At 68.5% G+C, this 24,869-nt stretch carries 21 protein-coding genes and 3 pseudogenes; 16 read left to right on the top strand and 8 right to left on the bottom strand.

What is annotated here, in order from left to right; translation table 11 throughout:
• Nucleotides 1-13: 13 nt before the first annotated feature.
• Nucleotides 14-316 (bottom strand): FAD-binding protein, encoded by a 303-nt coding sequence (locus tag OG972_RS43395; RefSeq protein ID WP_266991921.1) that lies wholly within the window; start codon nucleotides 314-316, stop codon nucleotides 14-16.
• A gap of 192 nt (nucleotides 317-508) precedes the next feature.
• On the opposite strand from OG972_RS43395, the gene hsaA reads away from it, so the two are divergent.
• From hsaA to OG972_RS43350, 9 genes and pseudogenes are all read left to right on the top strand, one after another.
• The gene (gene hsaA / locus OG972_RS43390) at nucleotides 509-1,675 is read left to right on the top strand and encodes a 3-hydroxy-9,10-secoandrosta-1,3,5(10)-triene-9,17-dione monooxygenase oxygenase subunit (protein WP_266991919.1); all 1,167 of its coding nucleotides are present in this window, start codon (nucleotides 509-511) and stop codon (nucleotides 1,673-1,675) included.
• A complete protein-coding gene (gene hsaD, locus OG972_RS43385) occupies nucleotides 1,675-2,553 on the top strand; it encodes a 4,5:9,10-diseco-3-hydroxy-5,9,17-trioxoandrosta-1(10),2-diene-4-oate hydrolase (RefSeq protein WP_266991917.1) in 879 nt (292 codons plus the stop codon). Before hsaA ends, hsaD begins: the two co-directional genes overlap by 1 nt.
• A 50-nt stretch (nucleotides 2,554-2,603) precedes the next feature.
• Nucleotides 2,604-3,497, top strand: a complete 894-nt coding sequence (locus OG972_RS43380; protein WP_266991915.1) for a VOC family protein — start codon at nucleotides 2,604-2,606, stop codon at nucleotides 3,495-3,497.
• On the top strand, nucleotides 3,485-3,985 hold the full coding sequence (locus tag OG972_RS43375; RefSeq protein ID WP_266991913.1) for a flavin reductase family protein: 501 nt from the start codon (nucleotides 3,485-3,487) through the stop codon (nucleotides 3,983-3,985). The genes OG972_RS43380 and OG972_RS43375 overlap by 13 nt, the downstream gene beginning before the upstream one ends.
• 39 nt (nucleotides 3,986-4,024) lie before the next feature.
• Nucleotides 4,025-4,929 (top strand): annotated as a pseudogene (locus tag OG972_RS43370) (MaoC/PaaZ C-terminal domain-containing protein).
• Entirely contained in the window at nucleotides 4,926-6,587 is a 1,662-nt protein-coding gene (locus tag OG972_RS43365; protein ID WP_266991911.1) for an FAD-dependent oxidoreductase, read from the top strand. Before OG972_RS43370 ends, OG972_RS43365 begins: the two are co-directional and overlap by 4 nt.
• Nucleotides 6,588-6,626: 39 nt before the next feature.
• A complete protein-coding gene (locus OG972_RS43360) occupies nucleotides 6,627-7,436 on the top strand; it encodes an SDR family NAD(P)-dependent oxidoreductase (protein WP_266991909.1) in 810 nt (269 codons plus the stop codon).
• 666 nt (nucleotides 7,437-8,102) lie between these two features.
• Complete coding sequence (locus tag OG972_RS43355; RefSeq protein WP_266991907.1) at nucleotides 8,103-8,432, top strand: hypothetical protein; 330 nt, start codon at nucleotides 8,103-8,105, stop codon at nucleotides 8,430-8,432.
• A gap of 311 nt (nucleotides 8,433-8,743) precedes the next feature.
• Nucleotides 8,744-10,384 carry a cytochrome bc complex cytochrome b subunit gene (locus OG972_RS43350; protein ID WP_266991905.1) on the top strand — a complete coding sequence of 547 codons (1,641 nt, stop codon included), beginning with the start codon at nucleotides 8,744-8,746 and terminating at the stop codon, nucleotides 10,382-10,384.
• A gap of 9 nt (nucleotides 10,385-10,393) precedes the next feature.
• On the opposite strand, the gene OG972_RS43345 is transcribed toward OG972_RS43350, so the two are convergent.
• The 4 genes from OG972_RS43345 to OG972_RS43330 all read right to left on the bottom strand — a co-directional run bounded on the left by OG972_RS43345 (nucleotide 10,394) and on the right by OG972_RS43330 (nucleotide 15,086).
• Nucleotides 10,394-10,783: a cytochrome c oxidase subunit 4 gene (locus OG972_RS43345; RefSeq protein WP_266991903.1), complete on the bottom strand. Its 390-nt coding sequence runs from the start codon at nucleotides 10,781-10,783 to the stop codon at nucleotides 10,394-10,396.
• The gene (gene ctaD, locus OG972_RS43340) at nucleotides 10,780-12,495 is read right to left on the bottom strand and encodes a cytochrome c oxidase subunit I (RefSeq protein ID WP_266991901.1); all 1,716 of its coding nucleotides are present in this window, start codon (nucleotides 12,493-12,495) and stop codon (nucleotides 10,780-10,782) included. Before ctaD ends, OG972_RS43345 begins: the two co-directional genes overlap by 4 nt.
• A 343-nt stretch (nucleotides 12,496-12,838) precedes the next feature.
• Nucleotides 12,839-13,132 (bottom strand): integrase core domain-containing protein, encoded by a 294-nt coding sequence (locus tag OG972_RS43335; RefSeq protein WP_266992980.1) that lies wholly within the window; start codon nucleotides 13,130-13,132, stop codon nucleotides 12,839-12,841.
• A 91-nt stretch (nucleotides 13,133-13,223) separates the two neighbouring features.
• Nucleotides 13,224-15,086 carry a CocE/NonD family hydrolase gene (locus OG972_RS43330; RefSeq protein ID WP_266991899.1) on the bottom strand — a complete coding sequence of 621 codons (1,863 nt, stop codon included), beginning with the start codon at nucleotides 15,084-15,086 and terminating at the stop codon, nucleotides 13,224-13,226.
• 962 nt (nucleotides 15,087-16,048) lie between these two features.
• Here OG972_RS43330 and OG972_RS43325 point away from each other — a divergent pair.
• Entirely contained in the window at nucleotides 16,049-16,327 is a 279-nt protein-coding gene (locus OG972_RS43325) for a hypothetical protein (RefSeq protein WP_266991897.1), read from the top strand.
• A gap of 108 nt (nucleotides 16,328-16,435) precedes the next feature.
• Here the strand turns inward: OG972_RS43325 and OG972_RS43320 are convergent, their stop codons facing one another.
• From OG972_RS43320 to OG972_RS43310, 3 genes are all read right to left on the bottom strand, one after another.
• Nucleotides 16,436-17,368, bottom strand: coding sequence for an alpha/beta hydrolase (locus OG972_RS43320; protein WP_323135995.1), 933 nt, complete (start codon nucleotides 17,366-17,368; stop codon nucleotides 16,436-16,438).
• Between the two features lie 80 nt (nucleotides 17,369-17,448).
• A complete protein-coding gene (locus OG972_RS43315) occupies nucleotides 17,449-17,601 on the bottom strand; it encodes a hypothetical protein (protein WP_266991895.1) in 153 nt (50 codons plus the stop codon).
• 275 nt (nucleotides 17,602-17,876) lie between these two features.
• Entirely contained in the window at nucleotides 17,877-18,308 is a 432-nt protein-coding gene (locus OG972_RS43310) for a MarR family winged helix-turn-helix transcriptional regulator (protein WP_266991893.1), read from the bottom strand.
• A gap of 96 nt (nucleotides 18,309-18,404) precedes the next feature.
• Between OG972_RS43310 and OG972_RS43305 the strand changes: the two genes are divergently transcribed.
• The 6 genes and pseudogenes from OG972_RS43305 to OG972_RS43275 all read left to right on the top strand — a co-directional run.
• The gene (locus OG972_RS43305; protein ID WP_266991891.1) at nucleotides 18,405-19,220 is read left to right on the top strand and encodes a crotonase/enoyl-CoA hydratase family protein; all 816 of its coding nucleotides are present in this window, start codon (nucleotides 18,405-18,407) and stop codon (nucleotides 19,218-19,220) included.
• The gene (locus tag OG972_RS43300) at nucleotides 19,217-21,202 is read left to right on the top strand and encodes an acetoacetate--CoA ligase (protein ID WP_266991889.1); all 1,986 of its coding nucleotides are present in this window, start codon (nucleotides 19,217-19,219) and stop codon (nucleotides 21,200-21,202) included. The genes OG972_RS43305 and OG972_RS43300 overlap by 4 nt, the downstream gene beginning before the upstream one ends.
• The gene (locus tag OG972_RS43295) at nucleotides 21,199-22,146 is read left to right on the top strand and encodes a 3-hydroxyacyl-CoA dehydrogenase NAD-binding domain-containing protein (RefSeq protein ID WP_266991887.1); all 948 of its coding nucleotides are present in this window, start codon (nucleotides 21,199-21,201) and stop codon (nucleotides 22,144-22,146) included. Before OG972_RS43300 ends, OG972_RS43295 begins: the two co-directional genes overlap by 4 nt.
• An 18-nt stretch (nucleotides 22,147-22,164) precedes the next feature.
• Complete coding sequence (couO, locus tag OG972_RS43290; RefSeq protein ID WP_266991885.1) at nucleotides 22,165-23,061, top strand: 4-hydroxyphenyl-beta-ketoacyl-CoA hydrolase; 897 nt, start codon at nucleotides 22,165-22,167, stop codon at nucleotides 23,059-23,061.
• A pseudogene (locus OG972_RS43285) lies at nucleotides 23,058-23,333 on the top strand (acyl-CoA dehydrogenase family protein); the annotation flags it as partial. The gene couO and the pseudogene OG972_RS43285, both read left to right, overlap by 4 nt.
• Before the next feature lie 222 nt (nucleotides 23,334-23,555).
• Nucleotides 23,556-24,270 (top strand): annotated as a pseudogene (locus tag OG972_RS43275) (integrase core domain-containing protein); the annotation flags it as partial.
• Nucleotides 24,271-24,869 lie beyond the last annotated feature (599 nt).

Raw genomic sequence — 24,869 nt, 5'->3', positions numbered from 1 at the left:
ATCCTGCGAGAAATCAGGTGAAGCCGCCGGTGGCGAGCACCACACCGCGCCGGGCCCGTACGGTGACCCGCCCTCCGTAGCTGCGCGCGACCACGCCGCACACCCTGCCGTCCCGCTCGACCACCAACCGCTCGATCCGCATGCCGTAGTGGGCTTTGACACCGAGCCGTTCGGCGGTCTCCACCAGGGGCTTCAAGTCGTCGTCCCCTCGCCTCGTGGAAAGAGGGCAGGAGCGTAGGCGGCCATGCCACGCGGCACACGCCGAAGCTCCCGGTGACCGGGAAAACGGACTCGTGGGGCGAAAAGCACCGTTCACCGAGTGGTCAGCCCGAGGAGCGGTCGATCCACTGACGCGACGAGACAGAACGAAGGCCGGTCGCTCCGTCCCGTTCTCTCGCGTGCGGCCGCCGCACCTTCCCGCTCAGTGGGAGCAGCGCATGTCGTGTCGGAACAGCGAAAGCGTATGGTCCTGCCACTTCCGCCACCACGACCCGAGAGGGGATGCTCCATGGCCGAAGATGTGCTGGCAGCGATCCGTGCCCTTGCCCCGACGCTGCGCGAGCGCGCGGCCGAGGCCGAGACGCTGCGCCGCGTGCCCGACACCTCCATCAAGGAGCTGGAGGACACCGGCTTCTTCCAACTGCTGCAGCCCAAGGCCTTCGGCGGCCGCGCGGCCGACCCGCTGGTCTTCTACTCGGCGGTCAAGGAGATCGCCAAGGCGTGCGGCTCCACGGGCTGGGTCGCCTCGGTGGTCGGCGTCCACCCCTGGCACGTGGCCCTGTACGACCCGCGGGCCCAGCAGGAGGTGTGGGGCCAGGACCCCAAGACCCGCATCGCCTCCTCGTACGCCCCCACCGGCACGGCCACCCCGGCCGACGGCGGCTTCCGGCTCTCCGGCCGCTGGCATTTCTCCTCCGGCTGCGACCACGCCCAGTGGGCCCTGCTCGGCTGCCTCGTCCCGGACGCCGAGGGCAACCCGGTGGACATGCGGACCTTCCTGATCCCCCGTACCGAGTACCGCATCGACGACGTATGGGACACCGTCGGCCTGCGCGGCACCGGCAGCAACGACGTCGTGGTGGAGGACGTCTTCGTCCCCGACCACCGTGCCCTGAGCTTCGGTCCGGTCACCGCCCTGAAGACGCCCGGCCATGAACTCAACCACGAGCCGCTGTACCGGCTCCCGTACGCCGGCGTTTTCACCACCACCATCTCCACCCCGATCGTCGGCATCGCCGAGGGCGCCTACGACTCCTACGTCGAGGCCACCAAGCAGCGGTTCCGCGTCTCCTACGGACAGAAGGTCGCCGAGGACCCCTTCGCGCAGGTGCGCATCGCCCGTGCGGCCAGCGACATCGACGCAGCCTGGCTGCAACTGACCCGCAACATCGGCGCGATGTACGCCCTCGCCGAGCGCGGCGAGGAGCTCCCCACGGAGCTGCGCACCCGCACCCGCCGCGACCAGGTGATTGCCACCGAGCGTGCGGTCGCGGCACTCGACCTGCTGATGGAGAACGCCGGCGGCAACGCCATGCGCACCGGTCCCAACCCCGTCCAGCGCGCCTGGCGCGACGCGCACACCGGCCGCGGTCACGCCGCCAACGACCCCGAGCGCGCCCTGCTCCTCTTCGGCCAAGCAGCCCTCGGCCTCGTCTTCCAGGACACGATGTTCTGATGGGAGATCACGTGACAGACATCAGCTACGAGTCGAGCTCCCGCACCGCCAAGGCCGCCGGCCTCACCCTCCACTACCACGAGGCCGGACCGGCGGCCCCGGGAGCCCCGGTCGTCATCATGCTGCACGGCGGCGGCCCCGGCGCCTCCGGCTGGAGCAACTTCGGCCGCAACCTGCCGGTGTTCGCACGGACCTTCCGTACGCTGCTCGTCGACCAGCCCTGCTTCGGCCGCTCGGACAAGCCGGAGCTCGACAAGGACTACTTCAGCTACAGCGCTGACGCCGTCGCCGCGCTGATGGACGAACTGGGCATCACGCAGGCGCACTTCATCGGCAACTCGCTCGGCGGCGGGACCGCCGTACGGATGGCCCTGAACCACCCGGACAAGGCCGCCAAGCTGTTGCTGATGGGCCCCGGCGGGGTGTCGGTCAACCTCTTCGCCCCGGATCCGACCGAGGGCATCAAGCGGCTCTTCGAGTTCAACGCCGCACCGGAGCCGACGAAGGAGCAGCTGCGCGCCTTCATCAGCGTCATGGCGTACGACCAGTCGATCGTCACCGACGAACTGGTCGAGGAACGCTGGGCGTCGGCTACCGACCCCGACAACAGGCTGGGCAGCGCCCGGATGGCAGCCGCCTTCGCCAACCCCGCCTGGGCCGAGGACTGGATGCTCTGGCGCGAAGCCCACCGGATCCCCCATCCGGTGCTGCTCACCTGGGGCCGCGAGGACCGCGTCAACCCGCTCGACGGTGCGCTGGTCGCCCTCAGGAACATCCCGGACGCCCGCCTTCACGTCTTCCCGCACTGCGGCCACTGGGCCCAGACCGAACAGGCCGACGAGTTCAACCGCCTCGCCATCGACTTCTTCTCCCACTGACCGGCTCACCGACCCAACCACTACCGCCCCTGACGGAGAGGTGCTCAACCATGGACATTCGCGCTCTCGGCTACCTCCGCCTGGAGACCACCAAGTTGGAGGAGTGGCGCGCCTACACTCTCGACGTCCTCGGCATGGTGGAGGCCTCCGGCACCACCGAGGACACCCTCTACCTGCGCATGGACGACCGTTCGTACCGCATCGCCATCCAGAAGGGCGGGAGCGACCGGTTGCTGGCGGCCGGCTGGGAGGTGGCGAACGCCGCCGCCCTCGCCACGGCCACCCAGGAGCTGGAGACCGCCGGCTTCGCCGTCAAGGCGGCCGACGCCGCCGAACTCGCCGAGCGCCGCGTCCAGGGCCTGATCCACGTGACGGACCCCGGCGGCAACCCGCTGGAGATCTACTGGGGCCAGGCGCAGGACCACACTGCGCTCGGCACCCCGTACGGCAACCGCTTCGTCACCGGCGACCTGGGCCTCGGCCATGTGGTGCTGCCGGTGCCCGACATCGAGGCCGCACTGGACTTCTACGAGAACCTACTGGGCCTCCAGCTGCGCGATTCGATGAAGCTGCCGCCACAGGCCGTCCCGACGGCCACGGAGCAGCGGGACTTCCACTGGATGCACTTCCTGAGCCCCAACCGCCGCCACCACAGCCTGGGCCTGTACCCCGGCGCGCTGCCCCCCGGCATCGTGCACTTCATGGTGGAACTGGAGACCCTAGACGACGTGGGCCGCGGACTGGACCGCATGAACGCCGCCGGCATTCCCATCGCCTCCAGCCTCGGCCGCCACACCAACGACCGCATGGTCTCCTTCTACGCCCAGGCCCCCGGCGGATTCCAGGTCGAGTACGGCTGGGACGGCCTGCTCGTCGACCCCGCCACCTGGGTCGCCAAGGAGATCACCGCCGACAGCTTCTGGGGCCACCGGTGGAACGGCTGACCGGCGGTCGGGTGGACGCAGCCGTCTTCCGGGACGTCCTCGGCCGCTTCGCCAGCGGCATCACGGTGGTGGCGGCACTCGACGGCACCGAGCCCGTCGGGTTCGCCTGTCAGTCCTTCGCCTCTCTCTCCCTCGACCCGCCGCTGGTCATGCTGGCCGTCGGCAAGACGTCCACCAGCTGGCCGAGGATCGAACGGGCCGGCCGCTTCTGCGTCAACATCCTCGCCGAGGACCAGAAGCAGGTCTGCACGGCACTCGGCGCCCGCGGCGGGCAGAAGTTCACTGCTGTTCCCTGGCGCACCTCGGCGCACGGCACCGTGGTGATCGATGGCGCCCTGGCCACCGTGGACTGCCGTCTGGCGGCAGTCCACGAGGCCGGCGACCACTACATCGTCACCGGCGAGGCCGTCGACCTGGCAGCCCAGGAGAACGGGCGGCCGCTGCTGTACTTCCGGAGCCGCTACGCCGCCGGCACGTTTTCGAGCTGAGCACAGCCCCGCACCGACCGCAAAGGAACCCATACCCCCATGCCGATCGACGTCGAGAAGGTGACCTCCGCCTCGCCCGTGCGCGCCGCAGCGGTCTGGGACGACCGCGAGGTGCGGCTGTACCACCTGGCGCTGGGCGCGGGCGTCCCGGAGGCCGACCCCGCTGAACTGCGCTACGTCTACGAAGGGCACGAGCGGGGCCTGCACGTGCTGCCCACCTTCGGCGTGGTGGCCGGCGGCAGCGGGGGAGCGGGGTTCCAGGTCTTCGACCTGCCGGGAGTGGACATCGACCTGGCCGCGGTGCTGCACGGTGGCCAGGAGGTCATCGTCCGCTGCCCGCCGCCGCGCGGGGGACCACGGTCACCCGGGTGCCTGCGGTGTACGACAAGGGCAAGGCCGCCGTCATCGTGCAGGAGTCCACCCTCCTCGGCGAGGACGGCGAGCCGCTGATCACCCAGCGCAACCACATCTTCGTACGCGGGGAAGGCGGCTTCGGCGGGGACCGCGGTCCCTCCGAGCGCCTCCGCGCGCCGGACCGGGAGCCCGACCTGGTGCTCGAGATTCCGACGCTCCGTCAGCAGGCGCTGCTCTACCGGCTCGCCGGGGACTGGAACCCGCTGCACGCCGACCCCGCCACCGCCCGCCGCGCGGGCTACGACCGGCCCATCCTGCACGGGCTGTGCTCCTTCGGGATGGCGGTCAAGGCCGTCACCGACCGCCTACTGGACGGGGACGCCGCCCGCATCGCGGAGTGCCGTACGCGCTTCGCCGGGGTGTTCTTCCCCGGTGAGACTCTGCGGCTGCGTGTGTGGGAGACCAGCGACGGCTACCGGCTGGCGGCCACGGCCGCGGACCGCGACGACGCACCGGTCCTCACCGACGCCCGAATCTCCCCCGGCCCGCTGAACCCCCGCCGAACCAGAGAGGACCGCACACCCGCATGAGCACTGAGTGGGACCACACCTACGACGTCGTGGTGGTCGGCTCCGGCGCCGCCGGGATGGCCGCGGCCATCACCGCCCGGCTGCGCGGACTGACCGCCCTCGTGGTCGAGAAGACCGAGGTCTACGGCGGTACGACCGCCCTGTCCGGCGGCGCGATCTGGGTGCCGAACAACTTTCACCTGGACGCCGCCGGGCTCGGGGACACCCCCGAGAAGGCCCGCGCCTACCTGGACGCCACCGTCGGCGACCGGGTCCCCGCCGCCCGCAAGGACGCCTACCTCGAGCACGGGCCGCGGATGGTACGGGAGTTCCACGACCGGACGGCCGTCAAGTTCGTCTACACCCCCGGCTACTCCGACTACTTCCCGGAGGAGCTCGGCGGCTACCCGCAGGGCCGCTCCGTCGAACCGCGGATCTTCGACTTCACGAAGCTCCCGCCCGAGCAGCGTGCCACCATGCGACGGGCCGGGCTGCCCACCTACGGGCTCACCATCACCTCCAAGGACTTCCGCCACCTGAACATGGCCGGGCGCACCTGGGCCGGCAGGCGGACCTCGGCCAGGGTCGGCGCCCGCGCGGTCAGGGCCCTGCTCTCCGGCCAGAAGCTGCTCTCCCTCGGCGAGGCGCTGATCGCCCGGATGCGGCACTCGCTGGGGACCCTCGGAGGCGAGCTGTGGCTGTCCGCCCCCCTGACCCGACTGGTGGAGGAGAACGGCCGGATCGCCGGCATCCGGGTCACCCGAGACGGCCGGGAGCTCGCGGTCCGGGCGACCGGCGGTGTGGTCCTCGCCTCCGGCGGCTTCTCGCAGAACCAGCAACTGCGCGAGAAGTACCTGCCGGCACCGACCTCTGCCGAGTGGAGTGCCGCTCCCGAGGGCCAGACCGGCGACGCCCTGGAGGCGGGCATGGCCGTCGGCGCCGCGGTCGACCTGATGGACCGGGTGTGGGGCGCGCCGTCCGCGGTGCCTCCCGGAGGCAAGCCGTTCTTCCTCGTCGCCGACCGCGGCATCCCCGGGATGGTGATCGTCGACTCGGCGGGCGAGCGCTACGCCAACGAGGCCGCCCCTTACCACCAGTTCGTCGACGCGATGTACGCCAACGACCGGCCGGAGGCGACCACCGTCCCGTCCTGGCTGGTCCTCGACGCCGTCTCCAAGTCCCGCTACTTCATCATGGGGCTCTTCCCGGGCCAGGCGTTCCCCAAGCCGTGGCTGGAGAACGGCTTCGCCAAAAGGGCCGGGACCGTCGAGGAGCTGGCCGGGCAGATCGGTGCTGCTCCGGAGCGGCTGCGCGCCACCGTGGACCGATTCAACGGCTTCGCCCGCGCCGGCCGCGACGAGGACTTCCATCGCGGCGACAGCGTCTACGACCGCTACTACGGCGACCCGACGCTGCCCAATCCCAATCTGGCGCCGCTGGAGAAGGGTCCGTTCTACGCCGTCCCGGTGCACCCCGGCGACATCGGCACCAAGGGCGGTCTGGTCACCGACGCCACGGCCCGGGTGCTGCGGGAGGACGGGACGGTGATCGAGGGCCTGTACGCCTCCGGCAACGTCTCCGCCGCGGTCATGGGCGGGACGTACCCGGGTCCCGGCGCGACCATCGGCCCCGCCATGACGTTCAGCTGGCTCGCGGCCGACCACATCGCGCGCACCTGACCCTGTGGCATACAGCAGACCAAGAGAGGAAGTGGACCCATGCAGCGCTTCGAGGGACGGCGAGTCCTGATCACCGGTGGCGGATCGGGCATCGGCCGGGCGACCGTCCTGCGGCTCCTGCGGGAGGGCGCGGCCGTCGTTGCCGCCGATGTCTCCGAGCCCGGGCTCAAGGAGACGGCCGCCCTGGCCGCCGGCCACGCGGACCGGTTGCGCACCCGGGTCATGGACATCGCGGACGAGTCCTCCGTACGGGAGGGCGTCGGCGGCGCGCTCGCCGACCTGGGCGGCCTGGACGTGCTGGTCAACGCGGCGGGCATCCTGCGGTCCGCGCACACCGAGCAGATGACGCTGGAGTTCTGGAACCGGATCGTCGCGGTGAACCTCACCGGCACCTTCCTGGTGACCCGCGAGGCGCTGCCCGCGCTGCTGGCCAACGGCCGGGGCGTGGTCGTCAACTTCAGCTCCACCTCGGCGTCCTTCGCCCACCCCTACATGGCCGCGTACGCGGCGAGCAAGGGCGGCATCCAGTCCTTCACCCACGCCATCGCACTGGAGTACGCCAAGCAGGGGCTGCGGGCGTTGTGCGTGGCGCCCGGAAGCATCTCCAGCGGCATGACCGACGGCTCCGGTGCCGGCGGCCGGAACAGCGGGCCCGGCCTGCCCGAGGACACCGACTGGGAGCTGTTCGGCAAACTGCGGCCGGCGCTGACGGGGGAGGGCTTCGCCGATCCGGCGACGGGCTTCGCCGGTCCGGAGTCCGTCGCGGGCGTCGTGGCGATGCTGGCCTCGGACGACGGTGCCTTCATCACCGGCACCGAACTCCGCATCGACGGCGGCACCCACATGTGACCGACGACAGTCCCAAGGGGTCCCGGCCCGGCGCCGAGCCGGCCCGGGACCCCTGTCCGGTGGTCACGGGTGGCAGTGAATGACACCGCCCATGTCGTAGCCGGGCGCCGTCGCGTGCCTGAGACTCGCCGGGACGCGGATATCCGGGCACCTCGACCTGGCCGGCGCCCCGATGAGCCGGAAGTCTGGTTGTCCACCGAGGGGGCACATGGCCGAAAGGGGTCTCCGAAGGGCTCACCACGCCGGCTGGTCATCTCGGTGAGGACGATCCGGCGACACGATCCCCGGCAGCTACCGCCAACGCGAGCTGCTCGACGCGTGCCTGGCGCACGGCCTGCTTGTAGCGGGGAAGCAACCGGTCGGTCTCCGATGACGCCGCGCGCGTCTCCAGGACCGGCCGCGATTGACCCGTCGGAGTGAAGTTGACCGGCACTCCCGAGTACGCCAGAACTCCCTGGATGAAAGGGAGATGAGAGAAATTCACCCGCTATTCCGACTTATGGTCCCCTTCGGACGAACTCTTCTCAGAGGATCCTCATGCTGGGCGCCCGGATGCAGTACCGACGGGGCGGCGCGCCGCTGTTCCTGGCAAGACCGCTCTGAACGAGGTCCCGGGACATCGTGATTCCGCGCCGGAACGCCCGGCACGGAAGGGACGAACGAACAATGAATCTCACCATCAAGCGCGCTGTCGTCACCGCGGTCGCCGCGATCTCGGTGCTCGCGGGATCGGCGACCGTCGCGAGCGCCGCCTCCCCGCACGGCGGCCCGAAGCATCACTGCAAGCACGAGAAGTTCAACCAGCACGGGAAGTTCAACCAGCACGGGAAGTTCAACCAGCACGGGAAGTTCAACCAGCACGGGAAGTTCAACCAGCACGGGAAGTCCACCAAGATCCGCCACGGCGGCCGGCAGCACCACACGATCCACCTGAAGGGTCACCGACTGCCCGTCAAGTTCCTCGTGGCGAAGGGGCACGCGCACTGGTCGCATTGATTCCGGCCCTCTTCACGGCGCCCCCGTGCGAGCTACGCACGGGGGCGCCGCCGTGTCCCGGCATGGCATGCGGTGACAGCTTTGAACGGCGTCCTTCATGCGCTCTCCGGGCCACTCGGTCGCCACGAAGAACCCGCTGCCGATTCCGACGTGCCGGCACGGCCCTGACCGGCACGTCGGAGCCAGGTCGGCCGATCAGGTGCCGATACCGCGATTCTGCGTCGCCCCTTCGAGTAATGCATTACTCATAAAGGGCGAACCGGCACTATGAGGGGCGCAGGCTGGCAGGAAGATCGACGGGAGAGTGGTGCATGCCCCTGCGGAGACGTAAGCCGCAGCTGAAGGCCCAGGCCGGGCCGGCGGCGGTCAGTGGATACGGCGCGGTGGATGGGCGCCTACCCGTCAGCGAGCTGGCCAGGCCGTTGCTGCGCAAGGCCTTTCCCGACCACTGGTCTTTTCTCCTCGGCGAGATCGCTCTTTACTCCTTTGTGGTCCTGCTCCTCACCGGCGTGTACCTCACCCTGTTCTTCAACCCGAGCATGACCGAGAGTGTCTACACCGGTTCCTATGTGCCCCTTCAGGGCGAGAGGATGACGCAGGCCTACACCACCACCATCGACATCAGCTTCGCCGTGCGCGGAGGCCTGCTGATGCGTCAGATCCACCACTGGGCGGCCCTGGTCTTCGTCGCCGCGATCGCCGTCCACATGCTGCGGATCTTTTTCACCGGTGCCTTCCGTAAGCCGCGGGAGGCCAACTGGATCGTGGGCGTGACACTGTTCGTACTCGCGCTGCTCGAAGGGTTCGCGGGTTACTCGCTGCCCGACGACCTGCTGTCCGGTACGGGCCTGAGGACGGCGGCCACCATTGTGGGGTCGATCCCTGTCGTCGGAACGTACCTGGAGCTGTTCGCCTTCGGAGGACAGTTCCCGGGCGATGCCGTGATCCCTCGTCTGTACCCCGTGCATGTCCTGCTCGTGCCCGGTCTGATCGTGGCGCTGATCACCGCTCATCTCATCCTGGTGGTCTATCTCAAACACACCCACTGGGCGGGTCAGGGGAAGACCAATAGGAACGCCGTCGGCTCACCGGCGTTCCCTCACTTCACCGCGAAGACCACAGGTTTCTTCTTCATGGTGTTCGGCGTACTGACCTTGCTGGGTGCGCTCGCCCAGATCAACCCCGTATGGAACTATGGCCCCTACCGCGCCAACCAGGTATCCGGTAACGCGCAGCCGGACTGGTATGTCGGATTCCTGGAGGGCGCGCTCCGGCTGATGCCGCCATGGGAGACCGACATCGCGGGCCACACCATCATGTGGAATGTGTTCATTCCGACGATCGTGCTGCCAGGCGTGGTCTTCACCGTGCTGTTCCTCTATCCCTTCTTCGAGAAGTGGGTGACGGGCGACCGCGGGGAACACCATCTGTGTGACCGGCCGCGCAACCGGCCGACCCGTACCGGGCTCGGCGTGGCGGCCGTCGTCTTCTACGCCGTTCTCCTGGTCGCCGGCGGCAACGACGTCGTCGCCTTCTCGTTCAGGGTTTCGATCGAGACCATGACCTGGATCCTCAGGATCGCACTGGTCGCCGCCCCGCTCCTGGCCTTCGCGCTGACCAAACGCCTTTGCCTCGCCCTTCAGATGCGGGACCGCCGCCGGCTGACCGAGGGCGAGGAGACCGGCCAGGTGACCCAGTCGGTGAGCGGTGACCTCTCGGAGAGCCACCGTGGTCTGAGCCCGACAGCCCGCTACCGCATCCTGATGCGTGACGTTCCGGCTCCCCTGGAGCTCCCCGCGGAGGGCCCGGTCTCGCGTCGGCGACAGCTTCGGACCGTACTGAGCGGCTGGTACTACGGGGACTTCGTGGAACTGCCCGCAACGGACGAGCAACGGTCCCGGATCGCGGACCGGATGGCGCCGCCGGAGCTGGTTCGCGAGCCTGAGGATTGAGAATCGTCCTCAGGCCTGCGCACGCACGTACTGGAAGACCATTCCGAACACCCCGGCCAGGACCACGCCCAGCCCGATCAGGAAAAGCCACAGACCGAACACCACACCGAGGGCGAGCAGGGCCATCCCCGCGGCTGTCAGTGACGGCCAGATGCTGTGCGGAGGAAAGAAGCCCACCGGGCCGGACCGCTCATGGACGTGCCCGTCCCCGCGGTCCTCGGGGCGCAGTCCCTTCCTCCGGTAGTTGGTGGCGAAGAAGAACGTGACCAGCAACGCCATGAGGAACGAGACGGTGAGAGCTGCCGTGCCTGTCGGATCATGGGACCACACGGCGTAGAGAACATCGGTCACGAGGAAGAACCCCGCGACTCCGGCGAAGAGAATGGCCTCGGTCTTCATTGGCCCGACTCCTCTTCAGCGCTCGATGTGGAGTGGGACCCGCCTCGGCCGAGGCCCGGCTTCTCTTTCTCCGGCCCGATGGAGTGGTGCAGGTCGAAGGCCGGTGAGTCGGAACGTACGCGGGGCAAAGCCCGGAAATTGTGCCTCGGGGGTGGACAGGATGTAGCCCACTCCAGGGAACGGCCGAACCCCCACGGGTCGTCCACTTCGACCTTCGGTGCGTAACGGCTGGTGTGCCACACGTTGTACAGGAACGGCAGGGTCGACAGGCCCAGCAGAAAGGAGCCGACGGACGAGATCGTATTGAGCAAGGTGAAGCCGTCCGCCGAGAGATAGTCGGCGTAACGGCGGGGCATTCCGGCCTCTCCCAGCCAGTGCTGGACTAGGAAGGTCAGTTGAAAGCCGAGGAACAAGGTCCAGAAATGGATACGTCCGATCCGTTCATCCAGCATGCGTCCGGTCAACTTGGGCCACCAGAAGTAGAAGCCGCCGAACATCGCGAAGACCACTGTTCCGAAGAGTACGTAATGGAGGTGGGCGACGATGAAGTATGAATCGGTGAGATGGAAGTCCAGCGGGGGTGAGGCGATCAGCACTCCGCTGAGGCCGCCGAGGAGAAATGTCACGAGGAAGCCGATCGCCCAGAGCATGGGTGTCTCGAACGTGATACTGCCGTGCCACATGGTGCCGATCCAGTTGAAGAACTTGACTCCGGTGGGCACGGCGATGAGGAACGACATGGCGGAGAAAAAGGGCAGGAGAACGGCTCCCGTTGCGAACATGTGATGGGCCCAGACAACCGCCGAGAGCATGGTGATGCTGACCGTGGCCATCACCATTCCGAAATACCCGAACATCGGTTTCCGGCTGAACGCGGGAATGATCTCGCTCACCACACCGAAGAAGGGCAACGCGACAATGTAGACCTCGGGATGGCCGAAGAACCAGAACAGGTGCTGCCACAGCAGCGCCCCACCGTTGGCGGAGTCGAAGACATGCGCCCCGAACTTCCGGTCGGCTTCGAGGACGAGCAGCGTGGCAGCGAGCACCGGAAACGCGAGCAGCGCGAGGATCGAGGTGAACAGAACGTTCCAGGTGAAGATCGGCATCCGGAACATGGTCATGCCGGGGGCGCGCAGACAGACGATCGTAGTGATGAAATTGACCGATGCCAGGGTCGTACTGATTCCCGACAGCACCAGGCCCATGGCCCAGAGGTCTCCGCCGGCACCGGGCGAGAAGACGGCACTGTTCAGCGGAGCGTAGGCGAACCAGCCGAAGTGTGCCGCGCCGCCGGGCACCACGAATCCGGACACCACGATGATTCCGCCGAAGAGGAAGAGCCAGTAGGTGAGCGCGTTCAGGCGGGGGAAGGCGACGTCGGGCGCACCGATCTGCAGAGGCATGATGGCGTTCGCGAAGCCGCCGAACATCGGCGTGGCGAACAGCAGCATCATGACGGTTCCGTGGATCGTGAACAGCTGGTTGTACTGTTCTGTGCTGACGATCTGAAGTCCTGGCCGGGCCAGCTCCGCTCGCATGAGCATGGCCATCACTCCGGCCAGCAGGAAGAACCCGAACGCGGTGACCATGTAGAGATTGCCGATGACCTTGTGGTCCGTGGTCGTCAGCCAGCCCATGAGCCTCACACCGGCATTGATGCGCCTGTCGGCCGGCTCGGCCGACGCGGCTTCCTGCAAGTCCTGCGCCATCGGTACTCCGTCCTGCCAGGTTGACTCGATGGTGGCGCCTGCCACCATGGACGGCCCGTACGACTGGCGGTGACACCTCGAATTTCACCGGTTCACCGATGCTCCGAACGGGTGTCCCACAGGCCCGCCGCGTCCAGGATGCCCGGGGGACATGAGTCAGACAGCTGTCAGTTCTGGTGCGAGCGACAGGACCGACCGGTTGACGGCAGATCTGTTCGGGCGGGAATGCGCGACTGTGCTCTGGCCGCGGACCAGCCCTTCCGGCCCCACAGCCGGTCCGCGAACAGGGCGGCAAGGAGAAGTGAGATGACCCTGCCCTTGCCGATGACCCCGTCTGGGCAGGTCATGCAGCATGCTCGTACGCGTGGGGAATTCCGCCGAGGCGATCGGATCGTCGTATGTCGAGGCGGGCTGTCTCGTCCGGATCGGCGATCGGCGTCGGAAAGGGGTTCAGCGGGCGGGCGTTCGCTATGCCCTGATGGGGCCGGTGGGAGTTGTAGAACTTCTCGAACTCACACAGGGCATGGAGCAGGTGCCGCTGGTTCCAGATCAAGGTGCGGTCCAGCAGCTCGCGCCGACAGGTCTGCACCCACCTCTCCATGATCGAGTTCATTCTCGGCATCCGGACTCCAGTCATGAGTCCTTCAGCCTGAACCTTGATCACCGTCGCCACGCGATACGCCACGCTGCCCGGCACCCGCACATGCGGGTGCCGGGCAGCCGCTAGGTCATCCGTTCTTTGAGATGCTCAGCGGGAAGGTGGGGGTGCCGACGTTGTTCAGCGTGGTGGTGTTCGCCCTCACGTACGTGTCCAGGTACGGCGAGCGGTCACCCTGGGTCGGCAAGTCGAACCGCGGGTCCTGCACCTCGAGGGCGAGCCGCGCGTCGGAAACCGTGATCATCTCACCCGAGGGAACGCTCCGCCAGCCGTTTGAGGTGATGGTTCCGATCTGGACCCCCAGTTGGTGCCCTTGCTCGAAGGTCCAGTCCGTCGCCTTCAGGGCGAAGGAGGTTGATCCGCTGCTTTCCAGCAGTGCGACGTTCTCGTTGAACATCGTCGCCTTGCCGTCCGGAGCGACGTCCCACAGCCGTGCCCAGACGTTGCCCTGACCTCTGGTCTTCAGCGTGATCTCCGGGCTGCCCGTGATCCGCACCTGCTCAGCGGCGGGCGTGGACCAGGTCCAGTAACTGTTGGCGGGTGCGTCGGCACTGATCGCACTCGTCTGGTCAGTCGTCAGCGAGCCGACCTCCGGCGCGTACTCGATGTCCCGGCCCTGAGGCTCCGGCGCCGTCATCGACAGGGCGGCCTTCTGCGCCTTGCCCCCGTCGTCGACGTACTCCCCGGGAGCCAGCCGCACCTTGTACGAGTCGTTGGACACCGGCCAGGTCGGCTCGGCGCGCCAGTGGCCGAGGCTGTCCTCGAGGGAGAACGCCGGGTCGGTCACCGACGGTTCGACGCCGCGGAGGTACTGGTCGTAGAACCGCATCACCTCGTCGAACCAGCCCGCCCGTCCCATCTTGAGCTGGCCCCTGGCATTGGTCTCGTTACCGCGCACGTGTTCCCACTGGCCGATCCAACCGCGTTGCGGACCCTGATGGTTGGCCAGGTACTTCTGCATCTCCTCCGGCTTGGTGTTGTCCTCGATGAAGCCCGACGTGACGAACAGCGGCGTCTGGGATCCGGCGGCGCGGGAGGCAAAGTCGCGGGCACGCCAGAACGGCGACTTCGGGTCGGGGTTCTGGGTGTTGGTGAGGTTGTCACTCTCGCACTCGGGGTGGTTCTTCTCGTACCCCGCGTTCGCCTTGTAGTGGTCGCCGTCATCGGCCAGCGGCGCCATCGTCGCGATCGAGTAGTAACTCCGCGGGGTGCTGGACACGTTGGAACGCGGCACCCCGTTGCTGTACAGGTAGTTGTACCTGTTCCACGTCGGTTCTTGGGAAACGATCGCCCGCAGAGGCTTGAGCTTGAGAGTATTGGCCGCCAGCCCGGTGTTGGCGTCGTACGACTTGCCGTACATGCCGACCTTGCCAGTCGACCACGGCTGGCTCGCTGCCCACTCGACGGCCGCCTTGATGTCAGCCTGCTCCCCCGGGCCGAGAAAGTCCAGGCACCCGGTGCTGCCGCCGAAGCCGCGCAGGTCCACCATCACGAAGGTGTATCCACGCTCCATGAGCCGCGCGCCGTTGATGAAATCCTGAAAACGCGCCGATGGCCCGACCCGGTCCCACCCCGCGGGAGAAGTCTCCCCCGCGTGGGAGAAGTACGGGCCCACCGACAGGATCACCGGCGTCTTCGCATCCGCCGGCAGGTCTGCCGGGCGCAGCACGTCGGCGTGCAGCTCGACCCCGCTGCCGTCCGAGGAAGGGAAGTAGTGCTGCGTCCAGAGCGAGCCCTCCGGGACGCGGTCGTTCTCCTCGTGCGTGACGGGGTCGGTCGCGGTGGCCACCACCTCCGACCGGGCCTGTGCTGCGGTGGCAGACCCGGATGTCGCGCCGGGCGTTGCGGCGGCGGATCCGGCGATCGTGCCGGTCAACGCGAAGGTGGTGATGATGGCTGAGGCGGCCCAGGCGGCCGCGCGACGTCTTCTCACTTGCTCCTCCCGGAGTTGTCAGTACGGGGCGGTGCAGGTGGTGCTGTCGGGCAGCGACCCCTGACCCGCCGTCGACGGGTCGACGAGGGGCAGCCGCGCGCAGACGGACGGAATCTGGATTCCGGGTGCGCGCCGGAGCCGACGGCGAGGCAGCCTATGGTGATCATTGGCACGCGTCAACAGGGCAGTGTGAGCGACGTGTTGCTGGTGTGGCCGCAGATGTCCCGACCGGGGCTGGTCACGGCGGCTCGCGGGAGCGCGTAAAGCGACGGAGCCCGGGCGCGCCCGAGGGCAGGGTCGAGCAGCAACGCCCTGGACTGCCTGAGCATTTCACAAGACGTTGTCCTTCCGGTCGTGTGGTCGTTCTTGATCGAACATGGTCCTGGATCGGGTGAGCTGGCCGCCGTGCGCGCATGAAGGAAGGGCCTCTTGGTAGCTCGCGGTTGTTGAAGCCGGCGAGGAACAAGAGGCGGCGACTACGGCGGCACGCCCGCACTGCCGCCCGAATTCGCCGACGTCTCCCGCTACCCAGCAGCTGCGGCAGCTGGTGCTTGCGGGGACGGCAAGCTGTGCGGCCGCAAGGAGCGCGGTAAGGAAAGGGCCGACCATCTCCTCCTCAAGGCCCACCTGGCGTCCTGGCTGCGAGAGCGCGGCATCGCTGCTGAGTTCACCTACCCTGAGCCTCGCGGGTCCGCTGTGGTGGTCCGCTTGGCCGACGGGCCGACCGCGGCCTTCTCACACCGATGCCTGTAGGCAGCGCAACCGTCACGGCGACCGCCTACGCATCCCTTCGTGGCGATAAGCCGCGCCGACCTGGTGTCTTCCGCCTGCTGCGGTGGCCGCATTAGGCTGCCGTCGGCGGCGGATCACGGGGGGGGAGGCTGGGCGTCGTGGGTGTCGAGGATGCCGGTCGGGCGGGTGACGGGCTGCCGAGTGCTTGCCCGCGCTGCGGAGAAGCACTGGTGCAGAAGATCAGCGACTACGGGTGGCGCAGAAAGCCCAACGAATGGCGTAGGTGCCCCGGCTGCGGATGGCTGGGGCGGCCCGACCTCGGTGGCCGGCCCATCCTGCACCCCTTCCGGCGCCTGACCGGTGAGTTCGCGGACTGCGTCTTCTGCGGGTGGGAGGACAGCAACCTCGCCAGCGAGTCCTTCGTCGACAACGGCTGGCTGTGTGAGTGGATCGTCTGCCAGGCATGCGGCCGGGAGAACGTGCGCCGGATCGAGCGGGCACCCGAGTAGGCCGACCGCTTTCCGCAAGCCGTGCCCGAAGGCTGCCGACCTCGTCATGCGGTTGCGAGCCGCCCGCTGGCCAGACCTTAAACCTTCGGGCACCTGCGGCGCTGGGGGTCAGGGGCTGAGGAGGCGGCGGAGCCAGCGGGTGCGGGCGTTGCGGGCGTCGTGGCTGATGGCTGCGTGCGGGGCGAGGGTGTCGAAGCCGTGGCAGGCGCCGGGCCAGACATGGAGTTCGGCTGAGCCGCCGGCCTGCCAGATCATGTCCGCGTAGGCCACGACTTCGTCGCGGAAGGTTTCGGCCGCGCCGACCTCGAGGTAGGCGGAGGGCAGCCCGGTGAGATCGGTGGCACGGGCGGGGGCCGCGTAGGGCGGCAGGTCGTCGGCACCGTAGCGGTCGCCGAGCAGCGCCTGCCAGGCGGTGGCGTTGGAGGTGCGGTCCCAGGTGTCGTGGCCGGCCATCTGATGGCTGGAGTAGGTGTTGTTGCGGTCGTCCAGCATCGGGCTGAGCAGCAGCTGGCCGATCGGCTGCGGACCGCCGCGGTCGCGGGTCAGCAGGGCGAGCGCTGCGGCCAGCCCGGCGCCGGCGCTCTTCCCGCCGATGATCACACGGTTCGGGTCCAGGCCCAGGTCGACGGCGTGCCTGGTGGCCCAGACGAGGCCCGCCCAGCAGTCCTCGAGCGGGCCGGGGTAGGGGGTTTGCGGGGCGAGCCGGTACTCGACGGAGATGACGGCGAGGCCCAGGGGGAGTGCCAGCTCGTGCAGCAACCGGGGCAGTACGGACCAGGCGTTACCCATGATCATGCCGCCGCCGTGCAGGTAGTAAAGCAGCGGCAGCGGCCCGCCGGCTCCGGCGGGCCGGGCACTGACCAGCACCACCTCGCCCGCGTTCCGGGCCGACGGCGTGCGCAGCTCCGTCACCTCGAAGCGGCCGTCGACACGCAGTTCCTCGACTGTCGGCCGGGGGCGGCAGGTCGCGTCTTGGCGCTGTCTGGCCGCGAGGTTGGCAGGGGTCAGCGGAGATCGGGCCGCCTCGTCCAGGTTCGCCAGCAAGGCCTGCAGTACCGGGTCCACGGCAGGCGGCCGCAGATCCGTCGCGACCGCCTCGTCCTCCAGGTCGTCTCCCACACTCACGCCTTGCTTTCCCCTCCTTCGGCGGCAGACGCCGCCAGCATCCCACCAAGGGCGTTGTTCTCGCCCTTGAGGACGTGGTCGAGGAAGCGGCGCAGGTCTTCGACGTTGTGCCTGCTGTAGAAGTCGTGCCACTCGTGCGTGTTGTGCACCCGCAGCCACTTGCGCTGCGACGACAGTTGTAGGAGTCGTGCTCGTCGGCTCGTACGCGGCCGAGCATGATCCCGCCGCGTTGGGCGTTGCGGAAGTGCGCGGTGAAGCTGCTCGTCTCTCGAACCTTGGCCACGATCCCGCCTGCGCGCAGGTGCGATTGCAGAGAGGTCGCGTCGTGCGCCTCTTCCTCGGCGGCAAGAGTCATACCGGCCAACTTGGCCCGTCGCCCGTCGCGTTGTCGGGATTTTTCCCCCGAGGGTTCGGGGTGCCTCTGTCAGAGCAGGCGTTGCCAGCCGGTCTGGAGTGCCGAGCGGAAGGCGGCAGCCTCGGCGGGCGTGAGTCCTTCGAGCACGCGGTCCTCGAGCTCGGCCACCGGTGCGGCGTAGTCTCGCAGGAACGCACGCCCGGCGTCGGAGATATGGACCAGGACCTCGCGCTTGCTCTGTGGGTTGGGCTCGCGGCGGATCAGTCCGCAGTTGTCCAGGAGGCGGAGCATGTCCGCCATCGACTGGGGTGTGACGAAGGAGTCGCGGGCCAGCTGGGCCGCGGAGATCCCGTCACGGTGGGCCAGGACGGTGAGCGCCGTGTACTGAAGCGTCGTCACGCCGGAGTCGCGGAGCATCTCGTCGAGCTGGGCCCGGATGGCAAGTTCGAGCCTCTTGACCAAGTAGAGCAGCGAGGGGCCGTTCGAAGGTCTCCCGGGCATGTCGTTCCCACTTCTTATCGCCCAAACAATTGACAGGAAACCTGATTGTACTCCACAGTCGATGACTGTCAGGTTTCCTGTTGATTTAGGTGTGACGTGGACACTTCCCCCTGGGCGTTTCCCGATTCCCTGCACGTGGAGGATCGCGACGAGGTCGCGATCCTCACCCTCTCCCGTACGCATAAGCGCAACGCTCTCGACGACGAGACGATCCTCGCCATCGGTCGCTTCTTCGCCGATCTGCCGAGCTCGGCCAAGGCGGTGATCCTCGCCGCCGAGGGTGACCACTTCTGTGCCGGCCTGGACCTGGGCGAGCTCAGCGAGCGTGACGCCGTCGAGGGCGTGCACCACTCCCGGATGTGGCACGAGGCACTCGGCAAGGTGCAGTCGGCGCCGGTCCCGGTGATCGCCGTACTGAAGGGCGCCGTCGTCGGCGGCGGTCTGGAGCTGGCCACGGTTGCCCACCTCCGCGTCGCCGAGGACTCGGCCTTCTTCGCCCTGCCCGAGGGCCAGCGCGGGCTGTTCGTCGGCGGCGGCGCCTCGGTGCGCGTCTCGCGGCTGATCGGCGTGCAGCGGATGACCGACATGATGCTGACCGGACGGGTGCTCTCCGCCACCGAGGGCACGACCCTCGGCCTCGCCGACTACCAGGTCGCAGCGGGGGAGGGCCTCGACAAGGCCCTCGAACTGGCCGGACGCATTGCCGGCAACTCCCCGGTGACCAACTTCGCCGTCCTCCAGGCGCTTCCGCGCATCGCCGAGGCCGATCCCGAGACCGGATACGTCCTCGAATCCCTGATGGCCGCCGTCGCCCAGAGCAGCACCGAGGCCAAGCAGCGCATGGCCGACTTCCTCTCCGGCCGCGCGGCCAAGGTCGCGGCCGCCCCGAGCGACCAGGAGCCGCGCCGATGACCACCACCGTCAAGCCCGAAGCCGAGCTGCTCCACGAGCCGCACCCCGACAACGTCGCCCGTGCGCGGGTGCAGGACTACCTGCGCTGGCTGCGTGAGGAGAAGGGCCTGGAGCTTGCCACCTGGGACGAGCTGCAGCAGTGGTCGGTGACGCAGCTGGAGGACTTCTGGGAGAGCATCTGGCAGTACTTCAACGTCAAGGCCCACGCGCCGTACGAGGCGGTGCTGCCGGTCCGCACCATGCCCGGTGCCCAGTGGTTCCCCGGCGCGACCCTCAACTACGCCGAGCACTGCTTCGGCGTGCCCGAGGACGCCGACACCGTCGCGGTCGTGGCGGTCTCGCAGACCCGTGAGCCCATCGAGGTAACCTTCGCCGAGCTTGCCGACCAGGTCCGTCGCGTCCGCGCGGGTCTCGTGCGCCTAGGTGTCCGCCGTGGCGACCGGGTCGCGGCGCACCTGCCCAACTGTCCCGAGACCCTCGTCGCCTTCCTCGCCACCGCCAGTCTCGGTGCGATCTGGTCCAGCTGCGCCCCCGAGTTCGGTGCCCGCAGTGTGATCGACCGCTTCGCGCAGATCGAGCCGAGGGTGCTGCTCGCCGTGGCCGGCTACACCTACGGCGAGAAGCAGATCGACAAGCGCGCCGACGTCGCCGAGATCCGCGCCGCGCTCACGACGGCCGAGCACGTCGTCCACGTGCCCTACGGTCCGCTCGCACTCGACGACACCGTGTCGTGGACCGATCTGCTCGCCGAGACCGACGCGCCGCTGACGTTCGAGCCGGTGCCGTTCGACCACCCCCTCTACATCCTCTACTCGTCCGGAACCACCGGACAGCCCAAGGCGATCGTCCACCGCCACGGCGGCATCCTCCTCGAGCACCTGAAGGCCCACACCTTCCACTGGGACCTCGGCCCCGGGGACAGGCTGCTGTGGTTCACCACCACGGCCTGGATGATGTGGAACAGCATGGTCTCGGCCCTGCTCGTGCGGGCCGGCATGGTGATGATCGACGGCAACCCGCTCCACCCCGACCTGCGCTACCAGTGGCGCCTCGCCGAGGAGACCGGCGCCACGCTGATGGGCGCCAGCCCGGGTTACCTCATGTCGTGCCGCAAGGAGGGCATCCGCCCGGCGGAGGAGTTCGACCTCAGTCGGCTGCGCCAGCTCGGCGTCGTCGGCAGCCCGTTCCCCGCCGAGGGGTTCCGCTGGGTCGACGAGCAGTTCGGTAACCGGATCGTGCTCAACGTCGGCAGCGGCGGCACCGACGTGTGCACCGGCACCGTCCAGGCCTCTCCGCTCACGCCGGTCTACGTCGGTGAGATGTCGGGTCCCACGCTCGGGGTCGACATCAAGGCCTTCGATCGGGACGGGAACGTCGTCGTCGGGGAGCTCGGCGAGCTCGTCATCACCTCGCCGATGCCGTCGATGCCGATCGGCTTCTGGGGCGACGAGGGGGGCAGCCGCCTGAGTGCTGCCTACTTCGAGGAGTACGACGGCGTCTTCCGCTTCGGCGACTGGTGCCGCTTCTCCAGCGTCGGCTCCTGCATCATCACCGGCCGATCGGACGCGACGCTGAACCGGGGCGGCGTCCGGCTCGGCACCGCCGAGTTCTACCGGGTCCTGCAGGACGTGCCAGAGGTGAGCGACAGCGTCATCGTCCACCTGGAGGACCCGCACGGTGGCATGGGCGAGCTGATCCTCTTCGTCGTACCGGCCGATGGGGCGCCCCTCGACGATGCGCTGAAGGCCAGGCTGGTCAAGGCTATCCGCACCGCGCTGTCGCCGCGCCACGTGCCGGACACGATCGTCCCGGTCCCCGCCGTCCCCTACAGCCGCACCGGTAAGAAGCTCGAGGTCCCGGTCAAGAAGATCCTGCGCGGCACGGCCCCCGAGGAAGCCGCTTCGCCCGGAGCCCTTGTCGACCCCTCGGCCCTCGACGCGTACGCCGAGTACGCCCGCACCCACGCGGAGAGCGAGCGATGACGACACCCGCCACCGGACCGGTCGCGGTCGTCGGCACCGGCGTCATCGGCGCGAGCTGGGCCGCGCTCTTCCTCGCGGCCGGCCACGATGTCATCGCCCACGACCCCGCCGCCGGGGCCGAGGACAGGCTGCGCGCCGCGGTGGCCGACGCCTGGCTGGCCCTGACCCGGCTCGGCCTCGCCGCCGGGGCGTCACCCGACCGGCTGAGCTTCGTCGCCGACGTCGCCACTGCGGTCGGGCCGGCCGCGTTCGTGCAGGAGAGCGGTCCCGAGCAGATCGCCCTCAAGCGGGAGCTCTTCGCCGCCATCGACGAAGCCGCGCCCGCCGACACGGTGGTCGCCAGCAGCTCCTCGGGGCTGATGCCCTCGCAGCTGCAGGCGATGTGCTCCCGGCACCCGGAGCGGGTGCTGGTGGGGCACCCCTTCAACCCCGCCCATCTGATCCCGCTGGTGGAGGTGGTGCCCGGCGCCCTCACGAGCGAGGCCGCCGTCACCACCGCGATGCGGTTCTACGCGAGCGTCGGCAAGCGGCCCATTCACGTACGCCAGGAGCTGCCCGGGCACGTGACCAACCGTTTGCAGGTAGCGCTGTGGCAGGAGGCATATTCGCTCGTCGAGCGCGGCGTCGCCTCGGTCGCCGACATCGACGCCGCCATTTCCCAAGGGCCAGGGCTGCGCTGGGCACTCCTCGGACCGCTGGTCAACCAGCACCTCTCCGGGGGCGTCGGCGGCATGACCCACACGCTGGAGCACCTCGGCCCGCCCGCCGAGGAGTGGATGAAGGACCTGCGGCCCGCGCGGCTCAGCCCGGCGCTCGTCGACCTGCTGGTCGCCGGCGTCGACGACGAGCTCGCCGGCATCGACCAGCGCGATCTCGTCACCGACCGCGACGAACTGCTGATCGCACTCCTCGAGTCCAAGCGCCGGCACACCGCGCTGCCCTGAACCACCGAGAAGGATGACATGACCGTCTACACCTCCCGCATCGACACCGATGCCATCACAGCGCTCGACTTCCATACCCACGTCGAAGCCGACCATCATGGGCACCTCTCCCTCGATCAGGAGCTGATGGATGCCTCCGCGGCGTACTTCCGTGGCGATCACCCCCGGACGCCGACCGTCGACGACCTCGCCGCCTACTACCGTGAGCGGAACATGGCGGCGGTGATCTTCACGATCGACGCCGGCACCGGCCTCGGTCACCCGCCGCTCTCGAGCGAGGAGATCGCCGAGCAGGCCGCCGCACACGCCGACGTGCTCATCCCCTTCGGGTCGGTCGACCCGCACCGCGGCGCGGACGCGATTGCGCAGGCACGCCGCCTCGTCGAGGACTACGGCGTCAAGGGTTTCAAGTTCCACCCCGGCCTCCAGGCGTTCGCTCCCGACGATCCCGCCTTCTCCGGCCTGTGGTCGACGCTCGAGGAACTCGGCGTGGTCGCGCTCTTCCACACCGGACAGACCGGCATCGGAGCAGGCCTGCCGGGCGGTCGTGGGATCAAGCTGCGCTACTGCGACCCGGCGCTCCTCGACGACGTCGCAGCCGATCACCCGGAGCTGACGATCGTGATGGCGCACCCCGCCGTGCCATGGGTCGACACCCAGATCTCGATCGCCACCCACAAGGCGAACGTCTACATCGACCTGTCCGGCTGGTCACCGAAGTACTTCCCGCAGCAGCTGGTCAGGCAGCTCAACGGGCCGCTGCGCCACAAGGTGCTGTTCGGGTCCGACTTCCCGGTCATCACGCCGGACCGCTGGTTCGGCGACCTCGCCGCGCTGGAGATCAAGGACGCGGTCAAGCCGCTGCTGCTCAAGGAGAACGCGCTGCGCGTGCTCGGCCTCGGAGACGTCCGATGAGCCGGCCCACCTTCGGCCTCGACGCCGACTACCTCGAGCTGCGCGCCGTCGTCCGTGAGGTCGCCGAGGATCGGATCGCACCGCACGCCGCTGAGGTCGACGACCGGAGTGCGTTCCCGGAGCAGTCCCTGAAGGCACTCGTCGCCGCTCGCCTCCACACCCTCACGATCCCTGCCGAGTACGGCGGTGAAGGGGCCGACCGCCTCGTCGCCGTCGTCGCCGCCGAGGAGGTCGCGCGGGTCTGCGCCACCACCCAGCAGGTGGCGGGCTCCAACGAGCTCTTCGTGCTCCCTCTGCCTACCGGGACCCCTACAACGGACACCGGCCGCACCGATCCCGGCAACAGCTACCGCCCAGCGCGACCGAGCAGCCCGCAATCGTGCACGACCTCGACGACCGAAGCCTGCTCCGCACCAGGGTCCTCGGCGGCATCATCAACGAGTATCGATACGCCACGTGACCTGCAACGACGACTTTTCGAGCCCCACAGGATGGGCTACAGAAGGATCCACGGGGAACTCGCTGCCCTCGGTATCAAGGTTGCACCTTCCACGGTGTGGGAGATTCTGAAGGCAGCACGGCATCGAGCCTGCTCCCGAACGTGACCGCCAGACCTGGGCCGCGTTCCTGCGCGCCCAGGCCCACGCGATCCCGGCCTGCGACTTCTTCACCGCCATCACCGTGAACGGCGTAACGCTGTATGTCTTCTCCGTCATCGAGCACGCCAACTGCCGCATCTGCATCCTCGGCGCCACCGCACACCCCACCGTGGACTGGGCCACCCAGGCCGCGAGAAACGTCGTGATGGACCTCCAGGACGCCGGCGCCACCGTAACGCACCTGATCAGGGACCGTGACAGCAAGTTCACCCGTGCGTTCGACGCCGTCTTCGAGGCCGAGGACATCGAGATCATCACCACAGGCATCCGTGTTCCCCGCATGAACTCGATCACGGAACGCTGGGTGCAGACCTGCAGGCACGAGCTCCTCGACCGGACCTCGATCTGGAACCAGGCCCACCTGCTCCACGCACTCGGCGAGTTCGAAGCCTTCTACAATCAGCATCGGCCCCACCGCACCCTGCACAGCGCAGCACCCCTGCGGCCAGCCCCCGAGCCGATCACCGAACCCGACCGACTCCACCGGCTGGACGTCCATCGACGTGACCGACTCGGCGGGGTCCTCCACGAGTACGCACACGCCGCTTGACGTGCCCGGACGTAATAATCGGCACCCGCACCGTCTTGATGGCCTGCGGCATCCATATCTCGGGCATGTCGGCAAGATGCCCAATCCGGCCTGATCGCGCGACCGGAAACCGTCTCACGCCGTGGAGCCTCGTCCGGAAACCCACGCCGAGTTGCGCCAACTTGCCCTGACTTTGGGGGCATTGGCCTCGGTGCTGGCGCCGAGGCCAATGCCGCCCCCTCGGTGAGACCTGGCTGTAGTGACGGGCCACGGCCGGAGCTGCTGGACGCTGAGTTGCAGGCCTCTGGTGACGGGCGGAAACTGATGCCATAGCACGCGCGCGCATGGATCGCCTGTTGAAACCGGAAGCGTCTTCTCCTCCAGGGAGAGAACTCCATTCTCGGCACAGCAATTGGCCACCTTCGACATGAAGACGTTCTCGCGCCGCGGCATCTCAAGGCGGAGGTGCGTGCTCTTCAGGTAGTTGGTCCCGTCGACTTCCTTGAGTATGTCCGTGCCCAGTATCGCGGGGGCAGTGCCTTACGTTCGTCGCAGGCGTCGACGGCTCGCAGCAGCATCTGAGGGACCAGCAGCACTGTTTTCACGGGACTGCCTCGAGG

The sequence above is a fragment of the Streptomyces sp. NBC_01669 genome, from assembly GCF_026339735.1.
In the GTDB taxonomy this organism is placed as follows: Bacteria; Actinomycetota; Actinomycetes; order Streptomycetales; family Streptomycetaceae; genus Streptomyces; species Streptomyces yanii.
This window is presented reverse-complemented; position numbering and strand designations above follow the sequence as displayed.

Bases quoted from the DNA above. Each gene is read 5' to 3' on its own strand.
- OG972_RS43295 (WP_266991887.1), top strand. From the start codon at position 21,199: ATGACGACACCCGCCACCGGACCGGTCGCGGTCGTCGGCACCGGCGTC.
- couO (WP_266991885.1), top strand. From the start codon at position 22,165: ATGACCGTCTACACCTCCCGCATCGACACCGATGCCATCACAGCGCTC.
- OG972_RS43300 (WP_266991889.1), top strand. From the start codon at position 19,217: ATGACCACCACCGTCAAGCCCGAAGCCGAGCTGCTCCACGAGCCGCAC.
- OG972_RS43365 (WP_266991911.1), top strand. From the start codon at position 4,926: ATGAGCACTGAGTGGGACCACACCTACGACGTCGTGGTGGTCGGCTCC.
- OG972_RS43350 (WP_266991905.1), top strand. From the start codon at position 8,744: ATGCCCCTGCGGAGACGTAAGCCGCAGCTGAAGGCCCAGGCCGGGCCG.
- ctaD (WP_266991901.1), bottom strand. From the start codon at position 12,495: ATGGCGCAGGACTTGCAGGAAGCCGCGTCGGCCGAGCCGGCCGACAGG.
- OG972_RS43360 (WP_266991909.1), top strand. From the start codon at position 6,627: ATGCAGCGCTTCGAGGGACGGCGAGTCCTGATCACCGGTGGCGGATCG.
- OG972_RS43380 (WP_266991915.1), top strand. From the start codon at position 2,604: ATGGACATTCGCGCTCTCGGCTACCTCCGCCTGGAGACCACCAAGTTG.
- OG972_RS43310 (WP_266991893.1), bottom strand. From the start codon at position 18,308: ATGCCCGGGAGACCTTCGAACGGCCCCTCGCTGCTCTACTTGGTCAAG.
- hsaD (WP_266991917.1), top strand. From the start codon at position 1,675: ATGGGAGATCACGTGACAGACATCAGCTACGAGTCGAGCTCCCGCACC.
- OG972_RS43335 (WP_266992980.1), bottom strand. From the start codon at position 13,132: ATGACTGGAGTCCGGATGCCGAGAATGAACTCGATCATGGAGAGGTGG.
- OG972_RS43345 (WP_266991903.1), bottom strand. From the start codon at position 10,783: ATGAAGACCGAGGCCATTCTCTTCGCCGGAGTCGCGGGGTTCTTCCTC.
- OG972_RS43355 (WP_266991907.1), top strand. From the start codon at position 8,103: ATGAATCTCACCATCAAGCGCGCTGTCGTCACCGCGGTCGCCGCGATC.
- hsaA (WP_266991919.1), top strand. From the start codon at position 509: ATGGCCGAAGATGTGCTGGCAGCGATCCGTGCCCTTGCCCCGACGCTG.